The following is a 13098-nucleotide window of genomic DNA, read 5'->3' on the forward strand; positions in this document are numbered from 1 at the left end:
CAACATGCGGACGCCACGAGGTCGCGAAACGGGTGTCGCGGACGTGGCTTGAAGTATGTGGGACCGAACAGGACAGATCGGTGTCCATCGGCCCGAGGGGGCGAGGGGAGCGTCGTCGCCCACCTCGCGGGTGCGCGGCAGGCGTCATTGCCCACAGCGCTTACGGCTCATGCCCAGTGGTTAAGCATTCGAAACCAGTGAGTAACGGCTACTTATGCGGCCCAACGCATAAGTTCCAGTCGACCTATCCTACGGCCGTTCCGAACAAAGTGCCCAGGGCGTACGTCACACCGGCCGCGGCACCACCGAGCGCGAGCTGTCGCAGCCCGCTGAACCACCAGCTCCGCGCGGTCACCTTGGCCACAACGGCACCGCAGGCGAAGAGCCCGACCAGCGCGAGGAGCAGGGCGGGCCACAGCGTGGTGGCACCCAGCAGATAAGGCAGTACGGGGAGCAGGGCCCCCAGCGCGAACGCCCCGAACGACGACACGGCGGCGACGAGCGGCGAGGGCAGATCCCCGGGGTCGATCCCGAGCTCCTCGCGCGCGTGTATCTCCAGAGCCTGCTCGGGGTCCCGGGACAGCTGCTTGGCGACCTCCCGGGAGAGCCAGGGCTCGACACCCCTCGCCTCATACAGGGCCGCGAGCTCGGCCTCCTCGTCCTTGGGATGCTTGCGCAGCTCCCGCCGCTCCACATCCAGCTCGGCCTCGACGAGCTCACGCTGCGAGGCGACGGAGGTGCACTCACCGGCGGCCATGGAGAAGGCGCCGGCGGCAAGCCCGGCGAGCCCGGTCACCACGATGACCTGCTGCCCGACGGATCCACCGGCGACGCCGGTCATCAACGCCAGGTTGGAGACGAGCCCGTCCATCGCACCGAAGACGGCGGGCCGCAGCCAGCCACCGTTCACATCCCGGTGCGTGTGGTTGTCACGGTGCGCCTCGTGCAGTGGCGCCTCGGTCTCGATGATGGCCATACGGGGTCCCCCAGGAAGCTGAGCCAAAGCTAAGTTTGGACTGGTTCTAATTCTTGACAACCAGACTCTACGTGCCGAAATTCCCGTCCGCCAGCAAGGAAAGGCTGGGCTAACCTGCGGTTTTACCGTCGAATGCGCATACGATCGGAAGCCCGCTCAAATGTCGACCGGGTGACGCTGAGGCCGCTGATGCTCTGGTGACGCGCGCCGGTGGGACACATCCGCAAAGGCCCCGCGCCCCGTGCGGAGCCTCCGGAGAGAGGCCGCGTATGGCATCCATCGCCTGCATTCCCTCGGTCCCGGCACCCGGCGACGCCGCCGGACTCCGCGAGCGGGCCCGCGGCGCACTGCTGGGCCTGGCCGTGGGCGACGCGCTGGGCGCGCCGGCGGAGAACATGAAGCCGTCGGAGATCCGGGCCCGCTGGGGCCGCATCACGGGATACGTGGCCGAGACCCCGGCGGGCACGGACGACACGGAGTACGCGATCTTCTCGGGCCTGCTCCTGTCCCGCCACGGCTCGGCGCTGACCCCGGCCCACGTGGAGGCGGCATGGCACGAGTGGATCGCGGACCGGGACGAGGGCCCCTTCCGGGGCGCCGGCTTCAGCGAACGCGGCACGCTGGAGAACCTCCGCAGGGGGCTGGCGGCGCCCATCTCGGCCCAGCACCGCCACGCCTGGAGCGACGGCCTGGCCATGCGGGCGGCGCCCTTCGGCGTCTTCGCGGCGGGGCGCCCGGCGGAGGCGGCGCGGCTGGTGGCGATCGACGGCTCGGTGAGCCATGACGGCGAGGGCATCTACGGCGGCCAGGCGGTCGCGGCGGGCGTGGCGGCGGCGATGGCGGGCGCCCCGACCATCGCGGTGGTGGCGTCAGCACTCGCCGTGGTCCCGGACGACTCCTGGACGGCGAGATCCCTGCGCCGCGCGGTGGCGGTCGCCCACCGCGGCGAACGCGCGGTCCGCTCAGCCGTGGTCATCGGCGGCTACCCCTGGACCGACCTCGCCCCCGAGGCCGTCGCCCTGGCCTTCGGCGCGTACGCGGCAGCCGACGGCGACTTCGTGGACGCGGTCCTCACCGCGGTGAACATGGGCAGAGACGCGGACACGACAGCGGCGGTGGCGGGCGCCCTGGCCGGCGCGACGCAGGGCGCGTCCTCGATCCCGGCCGACTGGGCAGCGGCGATCGGCCCGGCGAGGGGCAGCTGCCTCCCGGCGATGGCAGGCCATCACGTCCTGGACGTGGCGGACCGCTTGACGGAGGCGGTACTGGGCCCGGACCCGACGACGTTCACGCTGGCAGCGGACGACGGCTCGGGGGCGAACGGATGAGCCCGCACCTCTCAGCCCGTCCGGCGTTTGAGGACGAGGCCCCTTCAGGGCCGACGGGGGTCCAGGGGGCGGAGCCCCCTGGGAGCGGGGTCGAAGGGGCGGCAGCCCCTGGAGGATGGGAACGGGTAGGGGCGGCGGGGGCGAGAGAATCGCGGCGCACCGAAGGCCTCCTCCTAGGCCTCGCCGCAGGCGACGCCGCCGGCTGGCCCGCCGCCCGCCACCGCGCTGCCCGCATGCCCGACTGGACCCGCCGCCTCACCCGCGAACTCGACACCTTCGCGGAGCAGAACGCCACGACGACCCTCCCCGTCCCCATCGCCCTGAACCAACCCCCCGAACCCCTCCGCCTGGGCCCCTCCGACGACGCCGAATGGGCGGCCTTCGCGGCAGAGGCCCTCCTCCGCGCCGGCGACGACACCGTCCTGGGCGACCTCAGCCGAGAACGCCGTACCAGAGCCGCGATCGACCTCACCTGGAACGCCCTCGCCAGCGAGGTCGCCGCGGCAGCGGACCGCGCCCCCGAGATCGAATCCGCCGTACTCCCCCTCCGCGCCCGCATCTCGGTGAGAGCGGGCCTCGGCAACCTCGCCACCGGCCTGCGCCCACCCGCCACCGGCCACGACAACCCCCACTACTTCGACGACGCGGCCTGCGTCCGCGCCTGCGTCCTCGCCGCCGCCCACCCCGGCGACCCCCGACTCGCCGCCGACCTGGCCGAGTTCGACGCCCGCTACACCCAGGACGGCGACGGCGTGCACGGCGCGAGAGCCATGGCCGCGGCCCTCTCCCTCGCCCTCACCGGCGCCGACATCCACACCTGCGCCACAGCCGCCCTCACCGAGCTTCCCGAGGAGACCGAGATCGGCCGCAACGCCCGCCACGCCCTCAAGCTGGCCCACGACGCCGAGAACGCCTTCGCCCTGATCCCCCTCCTGGAACACCAGATCGTCGACCACGTCTACAGCTACGGCATCGCGGCGGCCGAGACGGTCCCGGTGGCCCTCGCCCTGGCCACCGCGGCGAACGGCCGCATCGCGGAAGCCGTACCGGCGGCGGCCTGTCTCTCCCGGGTCGCCGACTCCGCCCCCGCCCTGACCGGCGCCCTCACCGGCGCACTGAGCGGCGGCCGGGCGATCCCCGCCACCTGGCGGGACACCTGCCGCACCCTCTCCGGCTGCGCCCTCCCCCGGCTCACCGGCACCGACCTCGTAGAACTCGCCGAACTCCTGGAAGCCACACAACCGGCCACACCGGGAGGATGATTCGGGCATGACGCCCAAAAATTCAGAAAGTGGCCCTTCAGGAGTGACCCTTGAGGACCGGATCACCGGCGCCCTCGTGGGCGCGGCGGTCGGCGACGCCCTGGGCGGCCCGGTGGAGGGCTACTCCCCCGACCAGATCCTGGAGCGCCACGCCGGCCGCGTCCACGGCATCGTCGGCCCCTGGAACGGCGATGCCTGGCGCACCGCCCGTCCCATCGCGCCGTACCACAAGGGCGACGGCCACGTCACCGACGACACCTTGATGACGCACGCCCTGATCAGGGTCTACGCCAAGGTCCGCGACCACCTGGACGCGTACGCGATCGCCGACCACCTGGTCCCCGACCTGATGACGACACCCCGCTGGATCCCGGAGCTGGAACAGGAGGCCCTCCTCCTCCACCGCGTCTTCCTGGCGGAGAAGTGGCTGGTGACCCGTCTCCACTACGGCCACGTCGATCCCCGCGAGGCGGGCGTGGGCAACATCGTCAACTGCGGTGCCGCGATGTACATGGCCCCGGTCGGCCTGGTCAACGCGGCCGACCCACGGGCCGCCTACGCCGAGGCCCTGGACATCGCGGGCGCCCACCAGTCGTCGTACGGCCGTGAGGCGGCCGGCGTCTTCGCGGCGGCGGTGGCGGCGGCCTGCGCCCCGGACGCCACCCCGGAGTCGGTCGTCACCACCTGTCTGTCCCTGGCGAAGGACGGCACCCGCACGGCGATCCTGAAGGTCTGCGAAGCGGCCCAGGACCACACGGACGTCGAGTCGGCCCTGAAGCCGCTCAGGGAGGCGGTCGCCCCGTACGACACGGTGGGCCCCGACTACCGCGCCCCCTCCCTCGGCGCCCGCCGCCCCTCCCGCCTCCACGCGATCGAGGAACTCCCCGTCGCACTGGGCATGTTGCTGGTGGCCGGCGGCGACTACCGGCACACGGTCCTTGGCGCGGTGAACTACGGCCGTGACTGCGACTCGATCGCGACGATGGCGGGCGCGATCGCGGGCGCCCTCGGCTCACCGCCCCCGGACGACTGGGCGAAACAGGTCTCCGAAGCCAGCCGCCTGGACCTCTGGGACCCGGCGGCCACGCTCACCGAGGTGACCCGGGAGATCTTCGAACGGGACGTACGCCGCCGCCGCGCCCACGAGTCCGCGTTCGCCGAGATCGAAGGCCCGAGATGCTCCGACTGACCTGGGTCCAACCGGAAGACCTTCTGGGCCACGAACTCCGCCAGGCCGCACTGGACGGCCGCGAGGCATCGGTGATCGCGGCGAGATGGGCGGCGGCGGGCGGCAAGGAGGCCCCCCTCAGCGCGGGCGCCTCCCCGGAACCCCCGTCCCGGTATCTGCGGCAACTGGCCAAGGACCTGCTCGACGAACTGGCCGACCTGCCGAGCAAGTTGGAGGACCACGAACCGACGGACCTGGCGAAGATCAGACGGCTGTGCCCCGACTGGCCGTCCGACACCCGTCCCGTACCCCTCCCTGCCCCCTCCCGCTTCGAAGCGGCCTGGCTGGGCCGGGCCGTCGGCTGCCTGCTGGGCAAACCCGTCGAGAAGCTCCCCCTGGAAGCCATCCGCGACCTGGCCCGATCCACCGGCAACTGGCCCCTGAACACCTGGTTCACCGCCCGCGGAGTCCCGTCCGGCCTCCTGCGGGCCCACCCCTGGAACCGCCGCTCGGCCGCCACCTCCCTCGCCGAGAACATCGACGGCATGCCCGAGGACGACGACCTCAACTACCCCCTCCTCAACCTCCTCCTGCTCCGCCGCCACGGCAGGGACTTCACCCCCACGGACGTGGCCGGCCTCTGGCTGGACGAACTCCCCGCCGGCCGTACCTTCACCGCCGAACGCATCGCCTACCGCAACCTCCTCCTCGGCCTGAACCCCCCGCACACGGCCCGCCACCGCAACCCCTTCCGCGAATGGATCGGCGCCCTGATCCGCGCCGACGTCCACGGCTGGACCAACCCCGGCGACCCGGCGGCCGCGGCGGAGCAGGCCTACCGGGACGCCTCCCTCACCCACACCGCCAACGGCGTCTACGCGGCGATGTTCACGGCGGCCACGATCGCCACCGCGGCCACCGGCACCCATGACATCCACTCCTGTCTGCGCGCCGGCCTGACCGTGATCCCCGCGACCTCCCGCCTGTCCCGGGCCGTCCTGCACGCGATCCGACTGGCCCGGCACACCGACGACTTCGACGAGGTCGTGGACGAACTCCACGCCACCTACGCCGACACCCACCACTGGGTCCACGCCATCCCCAACACCGCTCTCGTCGCCGCCGCCCTCACCCACGCCGACGGCGACTTCACCGGCTCCATCTGCCGTGCGGTGAGCGGAGGGTGGGACACCGACTCCAACGGCGCCACCGCCGGCAGCATCGCCGGCCTCCTCACCGGCGCCCCCGACGTGCTCCCCGACCGCTGGACCGCCCCCCTCAAGAACCGCCTCGCCACCTCCGTCGCCGACTTCGACGGCACCGGCTTCGACGCCCTCGCGCACCTCACCCACCTGGAGGCTTCCCGCCCATGACGCACATCGCCGTACTCGGCAGCACGAACATGGACCTCGTCGCCTACGTCGCGAAGGCCCCGCAGCGCGGAGAGACCGTGACGGGACGGGAGTTCCGTACGATCCCCGGCGGCAAGGGCGCCAACCAGGCGATCGCCGCGGCCCGCGCGGGCGCCACCGTCTCGATGATCGGCGCGGTCGGCAACGACGCCCACGGCACCCAGCTGCGCTCCACCCTGGAACACTCCGGCGTCGACACCGACCATCTGCGCACCGTCGAGGGCCCGTCCGGCACCGCCCACATCGTCGTCGACGACGAGGGTGGCAACGCGATCGTCGTGATCCCCGCCGCGAACGGCACGGTCGACCACCTCGCCCCCGGCGACGACGGCCTCATCGCCAGCGCCGACGCCCTGCTCCTGCAACTGGAGATCCCCCTGGCCGCGGTCATCGCGGGCGCCGAGGCGGCCCGTGCCCACCGTGTCCGCACCATCCTCACCCCGGCGCCCGCCCAGCCCCTGCCCATCGAACTCCTCGCCGCCACCGACCTGTTGATCCCCAACGAGCACGAGGCGTCCACCCTCACCGGCCGCACCGACCCGCACGCCGCGGCCATCGCCCTGCTCGACGAGGTGCCGGAGGTGGTCGTCACCCTGGGCTCCGCGGGCTGCCTCTACGTGGCGCGCGACGCCGAGCCCCTCACCGTCCCCGCCCCCCAGGTCACCGCCGTGGACTCGACCGGCGCGGGCGACACCTTCGTCGGCGCCCTCGCGGTGGCACTCGGCGAGGGCCGGCCCATGCGCGAGTCCCTGAAGTGGGCGTCAGCGGCGGCGGCCCTCTCGGTCCAGCGGCCGGGCGCCTCGGCGTCGATGCCCTACCGCCCCGAGATCGACAAGCAGGGCCCGGCGTGAAGGTCCCGCAGGGCACGGCCCCCCTCACCGGGCTCCGCGTCCTCGACCTCGCCACGCTCTTCGCCGGCCCCCTCGCCGCCACGATGCTCGGCGACTTCGGCGCGGAGGTCATCAAGGTGGAGCACCCGTCCAGACCCGACCCCTCCCGTGGCCACGGCCCGTCCAAGGACGGCATCGGTCTGTGGTGGAAGCTCCTCGGCCGCAACAAGCGCACGATCACCCTGGACCTCTCCACGCCGGGCGGCCGGGCGACCCTCCTGCGCCTGGCCGCGACCGCGGACGTCGTCATCGAGAACTTCCGCCCCGGCACCCTGGAGAAGTGGGACCTCGGCTGGGACGAACTCCGCGCCGCCAACCCCCGGCTGATCCTCACCCGCGTGACCGCGTTCGGGCAGTTCGGCCCCTACGCCCACCGCCCCGGCTTCGGCACCCTCGCCGAGGCGATGAGCGGTTTCGCCGCGATCACCGGCGAACCCGACGCGCCCCCGACGCTCCCGCCCTTCGGCCTCGCCGACTCCATCGCCGGGCTGGCGACGGCGTACGCGGTGATGACGGCGCTCGCCGCCCGCGACCGCACGGGCGACGGCCAGGTCGTGGACATGGCGATCATCGAGCCGATCCTCGGCGTCCTCGGCCCCCAGCCGACCTGGTACGACCAGCTGGGCTACGTCCAGGAGCGCACCGGCAACCGCTCCGCCCACAACGCCCCGCGCAACACCTACCGCACCGCGGACGGCAGTTGGGTCGCCGTCTCCACCTCGGCCCAGTCGATCGCGGAACGTGTCATGCGTCTGGTGGGCCGCGAGGACCTGATCGCCGAGCCGTGGTTCGCCACGGGCGCCGACCGGGCCCGGCATTCCGACATCCTCGACGAGGCGGTCGGCACCTGGATCGCCGAGCGCACCCGCACGGAGGTCCTGGCCGCCTTCGAGAAGGCGGAGGCCGCGGTGGCCCCGATCCAGGACGTCCGGGACGTGATGACGGACCCTCAGTACGCGGCCCTGGACACCATCACCACGGTCACCGACCCGGAGCTCGGCCCCCTCCGTATGCAGAACGTGCTCTTCCGCCTCTCCGGGACCCCCGGCGCGATCCGCTGGACGGGCCGCCCGCACGGCGCGGACACGAGCGAGGTCCTGACGGAACTGGGCCTGACCGAGGGGGAGTTGGCGAGGCTGCGTGAGGAGGGCGCGGTATGACCACACTGACCTGGTTGTACGTCCCGGGCGACCGCCCGCAGGTGGTGGCGAAGGCCCTGACCGCCGGCGCCGACGTCGTGGTGATCGACCTCGAGGACGCGGTGGCCCCCGACCGCAAGGCCTACGCCCGTGACGCCACCGCGGAACTCCTCGCCGAACCGCTGTCACAGCCACAGCCCGTCCACGTCCGGATCAACGCCCTGGACACCCCCCTCGCGGCCGCCGACCTCGAAGCCCTGGCCACCCTCCCCGGCCTCACCGGCCTGCGCCTGCCCAAGGTGACCTCCCCCGAGCAGATCACCACCATCGCCGAACACACCGCCCCCGCCGCCGGAGGCGCCCTCGCCCTGTACGCACTCCTCGAAACCGCCCTCGGCGTGGAGCGCGCCTACGCGATCGCCGCCGCCCACCCGTCGCTGCGCGGCATCGCCCTGGGCGAGACGGATCTACGGGCAGACCTGGGCGTACGGGAGGACGCGGGCCTCGACTGGTCCCGCTCCCGAGTGATCGTGGCGGCCAGAGCGGCGGCCCTCCCTCCCCCGTCCCAGTCGGTCCACCCCGACATCCGCGACCTGGAGGGCCTGGCGGCCTCCTGCGCCCACGGCCGCACCCTCGGCTTCCTGGGCCGAGCCGCCATCCACCCCCGCCAGCTCCCCGTGATCGAACGGGCCTACCTCCCGACGGCATGGGAGATCGAACAGGCGGAAACGATCATGAAGGCGGCAGCGGTGGAACGGGGAGCCCAGGCCCTGCCCGACGGCCGATTCATCGACGCGGCGGTGGTGGCGACGGCCCGGCGCACCCTGTCCCTGGCCCACCGCGTCTGATCCCGTACGACGATGAGGGGCGCCCTGGTCCAGGGCGCCCCTCATCGTCGTACGACCGATTCTCAGGTCTTCTTCGCGGACTCCGCCTCGTCCTTGGCGTCGTCCTTGACCTCGTCCTTCGCCTCTTCCGCGGCCTCGTCGGAGTCGGCGTCCTCGGCCTTCTCCACGGCCGCGGTCTCTCCGTCGGAGTCGTCGGAGCCATCGGCCCCGGGTTCCACGACCTCTTCCCGGCCCGGCCGCTTCTTCGCCGACAGCACGATGTAGACCACCGCGAGCACGAACACGATCAGCGCGGTCCAGTTGTTCAGGCGCAGGCCCAGGATGTGGTGGGCGTCGTCGACGCGGAGGTACTCGATCCAGAACCGGCCCACACAGTACGAGGCGACGTACAGCGCGAACGCCCGTCCGTGCCCGAGCTTGAAGCGCCGGTCGGCCCAGATGACGAGCACGGCGACGCCGATGCACCACAGCGACTCGTACAGGAAGGTCGGGTGGTAGTAGCCCGGCATCCGGCCGTCCGTCGAGGACGTGATGTGCAGGGCCCACGGGAGGTCAGTCTCCCGCCCGTACAGCTCCTGGTTGAACCAGTTGCCCCAGCGGCCGATCGCCTGGGCGAGGGCGATGCCGGGGGCGATGGCGTCGGCGTAGGCCGGCAGCGGGATACCCCGGCGGCGGCAGCCGATCCACGCGCCCAGCGCACCGAGCGCGATCGCGCCCCAGATGCCGAGACCGCCCTCCCAGATCTTGAAGGCGTCCACCCAGTCGCGGCCCTCGCTGAAGTACAGCTCGTAGTCCGTGATCACGTGGTAGAGCCGGCCGCCGAGCAGACCGAACGGCACGGCCCAGACGGAGATGTCGGCCACCGTGCCGACCCGTCCGCCCCGGGCGATCCAGCGCTTGTTGCCGAGCCAGACTGCGACGAAGACACCGATGATGATGCAGAACGCATAGCCGCGCAGCGGAATGGGGCCGAGGTGGTAAACCCCGTGCGACGGGCTGGGAATGTAGGCAAGTTCCATGGCAGGTCCGACGCTACCGTGCCGGGCGCCGCCCACGGCAGGCAGCCCGGCTACGGGTCCATAACGGGAGGGTCGGAAAACTCCTACCCCTTGTTCGCCTCCTGCACCTGCTGCCTCAGCTTCGCCGGGGTCATGGTCTGGTCCTGATAGATGTTCTTGCCGTCGAGGAGGACGGTCGGGGTGCCGGAGAATCCGCCGTTGCGGAAGGCCGCCGCGGACTTGGCGACCCAGCTGTCGTGGGTGCCGTCCTCGACACAGGTGCGGAACGTGGTCGTGTCCAGGCCGTCGACCTTCTTCGCCAGCTCGATGAGCTTGCTGTCCTCGGCGAAGGCGTCGTCGGTCTCGGCCGGCTGGTTCTCGTACAGCACGTCGTGGTACTCGGTGAACTTGCCCGCGTTCTGGGCGCAGGCCGCCGCGTTGGCCGCGTTGCGGGAGCCGGAGCCGCCCATGTTGCCGTCGATGATCGTCGCGAGGTGGTACTGCACCTTCAGCTGGCCGGAGTCCGTCAGCTCGTGGATCGTCGAGCGGTAGGCGTCCTCGAAGGACTTGCAGGCCGGGCAGCGGAAGTCCTCCCAGATCGTGAGGGAGGACGTGGCGCTCGCCTTGCCGACCGGGATGGCGAGGTTGTCGTCGCCATTGGCCCCCGAGGGCGCCACGACCGGGCCGTCCGCGGAGTCACCGGTGTCGTCCTTGCCCGCGTTGGCGGCGACCACTCCGATCACCGCCGCGAGGCCCAGGACACAGACGACGCTCGCACCCACGATCAGCGTCCGCCGTCGCTTCTCCGAGGCCTTCTGCTTCTCTCGCTCGACCGCCAGCCGCTCGCGGGCGGTGCGCTTTCCCTCACGGTTCTTCTCGCTCACACCCGCAGAACGAACCGGGGAGGCGCACCGCGCCTCCCCGGTCCCAGGTCCACCCGTTCGAGTGACCTGTGCGAAATGTCCCGCTGTGTCAGGCCTGCCGGCGCACGCCCTCGGCGAGCTCGCCCGCCAGCTCGCGGACGGCCTCGATCCCGGCCTTGTCGTCCGGCGCGTCCAGCATCCGCTTCACGAAGGCCGAACCGACGATCACGCCGTCCGCGAAGCCGGCCACCTCGGCGGCCTGCGCGGCGTCGGAGACCCCGAGCCCGACACAGACGGGCAGGCCGGTGCCGGTGGCGCGGGTGCGCTCGACCAGCTCCTGCGCCTGCGCGCCCACCGAGGCACGGGTGCCGGTGACGCCCATGAGCGAGGCGGCGTAGACGAACCCGCTGCCCGCCGCGGTGATCTCGGCGAGCCGTGCGTCCTTGCTGCTGGGCGCGACCACGAAGACCGTGGCGAGCCCGTGCTTGTCCGCGTGCTCCCTCCACAGCGCCGACTCCTGCACGGGCAGGTCGGGCAGGATGCACCCGGCGCCGCCCGCCTCGGCGAGCTCGGCGGTGAAGCGCTCGACGCCGTAGCGGTCGATCGGGTTCCAGTACGTCATCACGAGCACCGGCTTCCCGGTGGCCTCGAACGCCTCGCGCACCGTCCGCATGACGTCGGCGATCTTGACGCCGCCGCGCAGGGCGATGTCGTCGGCGGTCTGGATGACCGGGCCGTCCAGGACGGGGTCGCTGTGCGGCAGACCCACCTCGACGACATCGGCACCGCCGTCGAAGACGGCCTTGATCGCCTCGATGCCGCCGTCCACGGTCGGGAACCCGGCCGGGAGGTAGGCGATGAGCGCGGAGCGGCCCTCGGCCTTGGCGCCGGCGAGGGTGTCCGTCAACAGCTGGATGTTGCCGCTCACTTGGCGTCCCCCTCGATCTCGGCGAGGTCGGCGGCGTCGGCCGCGACCTCGGCGTCGGTGTCGTACAGGCCGAAGTAGCGCGCGGCGGTGTCCATGTCCTTGTCGCCACGCCCGGACAGGTTGACGATGATCAGCCCGTCCTTGCCGAGCTCCTTGCCGACCTCCAGCGCACCGGCCAGCGCGTGGGCGCTCTCGATGGCCGGGATGATGCCCTCGGTGCGCGACAGCAGACGCAGGGCCTGCATGGCCGCGTCGTCGGTGACCGCGCGGTACTCGCCGCGGCCGCTGTCCTTGAGGTAGGAGTGCTCGGGGCCGATGCCCGGGTAGTCCAGACCGGCCGAGATCGAGTACGGCTCGGTGATCTGGCCCTCCTCGTCCTGGAGGACGTAGGAACGCGAACCGTGCAGGATGCCGGGCTCGCCCGCGGTCAGGGTCGCCGCGTGCTCGCCGGTCTCCACGCCGTGCCCGGCGGGCTCGCAGCCGATGAGGCGTACGTCGGCGTCCGGGATGAAGGCGTGGAAGAGGCCGATGGCGTTGGAGCCGCCGCCGACGCAGGCGATGGCCGCGTCGGGGAGTCGGCCGGCCCGCTCCAGGATCTGCCGGCGGGCCTCGACGCCGATGACCCGGTGGAAGTCACGGACCATGGCCGGGAAGGGGTGCGGACCCGCGACCGTGCCGAAGAGGTAGTGCGTGTGGTCGACGTTGGCGACCCAGTCGCGGAACGCCTCGTTGATCGCGTCCTTGAGGGTGCGCGATCCCGACTTCACGGCGATGACCTCGGCGCCGAGCATGCGCATCCGGGCCACGTTGAGGGCCTGGCGCTGGGTGTCGATCTCACCCATGTAGATCGTGCACTCGAGGCCGAACAGCGCGCAGGCCGTCGCCGTGGCGACGCCGTGCTGACCGGCGCCGGTCTCGGCGATGACCCTCGTCTTGCCCATGCGCTTGGTGAGCAGGGCCTGGCCGAGGACGTTGTTGATCTTGTGGGAGCCGGTGTGGTTCAGGTCCTCGCGCTTGAGGAACACCCGGGCGCCACCGGCGTGTTCGGCGAACCTCGGCACCTCGGTGAGGGAGCTGGGGCGGCCGGTGTAGTTGAGCAGCAGGTCGTCGAGCTCGCGGGCGAACTCGGGGTCGTGCTTGGCCTTGTCGTACTCGACGGCGACCTCGTCCACGGCGGCGACGAGGGCCTCCGGGATGAACTTGCCGCCGAACGCGCCGAAGTAGCCCTCGGCGCTGGGGACCTGACCCTCGGGGTCGGGGATGAAGAACTCGCTGGGCATGCGGAA

12 protein-coding genes are annotated in these 13098 nt (G+C 72.1%); 7 read left to right on the plus strand and 5 right to left on the minus strand.

Annotated elements, in window-relative coordinates:
* Positions 1-244: 244 nt before the first annotated feature.
* A complete protein-coding gene (locus ACFY0U_RS17165; protein WP_388636003.1) occupies positions 245-976 on the minus strand; it encodes a VIT1/CCC1 transporter family protein in 732 nt (243 codons plus the stop codon).
* Between the two features lie 269 nt (positions 977-1245).
* Between ACFY0U_RS17165 and ACFY0U_RS17170 the strand changes: the two genes are divergently transcribed.
* From ACFY0U_RS17170 to ACFY0U_RS17200, 7 genes are read left to right on the plus strand one after another with little or no spacing between them, the layout of a single operon-like run.
* Entirely contained in the window at positions 1246-2304 is a 1059-nt protein-coding gene (locus ACFY0U_RS17170; protein WP_388636005.1) for an ADP-ribosylglycohydrolase family protein, read from the plus strand.
* On the plus strand, positions 2301-3566 hold the full coding sequence (locus ACFY0U_RS17175; RefSeq protein WP_388636007.1) for an ADP-ribosylglycohydrolase family protein: 1266 nt from the start codon (positions 2301-2303) through the stop codon (positions 3564-3566). Before ACFY0U_RS17170 ends, ACFY0U_RS17175 begins: the two co-directional genes overlap by 4 nt.
* Positions 3567-3573: 7 nt before the next feature.
* Positions 3574-4755: an ADP-ribosylglycohydrolase family protein gene (locus ACFY0U_RS17180; RefSeq protein ID WP_388636009.1), complete on the plus strand. Its 1182-nt coding sequence runs from the start codon at positions 3574-3576 to the stop codon at positions 4753-4755.
* The gene (locus tag ACFY0U_RS17185) at positions 4743-6107 is read left to right on the plus strand and encodes an ADP-ribosylglycohydrolase family protein (RefSeq protein ID WP_388636011.1); all 1365 of its coding nucleotides are present in this window, start codon (positions 4743-4745) and stop codon (positions 6105-6107) included. The genes ACFY0U_RS17180 and ACFY0U_RS17185 overlap by 13 nt, the downstream gene beginning before the upstream one ends.
* The gene (rbsK, locus tag ACFY0U_RS17190) at positions 6104-6997 is read left to right on the plus strand and encodes a ribokinase (protein ID WP_388636013.1); all 894 of its coding nucleotides are present in this window, start codon (positions 6104-6106) and stop codon (positions 6995-6997) included. Before ACFY0U_RS17185 ends, rbsK begins: the two co-directional genes overlap by 4 nt.
* Positions 6994-8196, plus strand: coding sequence for a CaiB/BaiF CoA transferase family protein (locus ACFY0U_RS17195; RefSeq protein WP_388636015.1), 1203 nt, complete (start codon positions 6994-6996; stop codon positions 8194-8196). Before rbsK ends, ACFY0U_RS17195 begins: the two co-directional genes overlap by 4 nt.
* Positions 8193-9023 (plus strand): HpcH/HpaI aldolase/citrate lyase family protein, encoded by an 831-nt coding sequence (locus ACFY0U_RS17200; RefSeq protein ID WP_388636017.1) that lies wholly within the window; start codon positions 8193-8195, stop codon positions 9021-9023. Before ACFY0U_RS17195 ends, ACFY0U_RS17200 begins: the two co-directional genes overlap by 4 nt.
* A 62-nt stretch (positions 9024-9085) precedes the next feature.
* Here the strand turns inward: ACFY0U_RS17200 and lgt are convergent, their stop codons facing one another.
* The 4 genes from lgt to trpB all read right to left on the minus strand — a co-directional run bounded on the left by lgt (position 9086) and on the right by trpB (position 13092).
* Entirely contained in the window at positions 9086-10042 is a 957-nt protein-coding gene (lgt, locus tag ACFY0U_RS17205) for a prolipoprotein diacylglyceryl transferase (RefSeq protein ID WP_388636019.1), read from the minus strand.
* An 83-nt stretch (positions 10043-10125) separates the two neighbouring features.
* Positions 10126-10905, minus strand: a complete 780-nt coding sequence (locus ACFY0U_RS17210; RefSeq protein WP_388636021.1) for a DsbA family protein — start codon at positions 10903-10905, stop codon at positions 10126-10128.
* An 88-nt stretch (positions 10906-10993) separates the two neighbouring features.
* Positions 10994-11812, minus strand: coding sequence for a tryptophan synthase subunit alpha (trpA, locus tag ACFY0U_RS17215; protein WP_388636023.1), 819 nt, complete (start codon positions 11810-11812; stop codon positions 10994-10996).
* A complete protein-coding gene (gene trpB, locus ACFY0U_RS17220) occupies positions 11809-13092 on the minus strand; it encodes a tryptophan synthase subunit beta (protein WP_388636025.1) in 1284 nt (427 codons plus the stop codon). The genes trpA and trpB overlap by 4 nt, the downstream gene beginning before the upstream one ends.
* Between the last annotated feature and the right edge of the window lie 6 nt (positions 13093-13098).

The organism is Streptomyces sp. NPDC001536 (genome assembly GCF_042894505.1).
Taxonomy (GTDB): Bacteria; Actinomycetota; Actinomycetes; order Streptomycetales; family Streptomycetaceae; genus Streptomyces.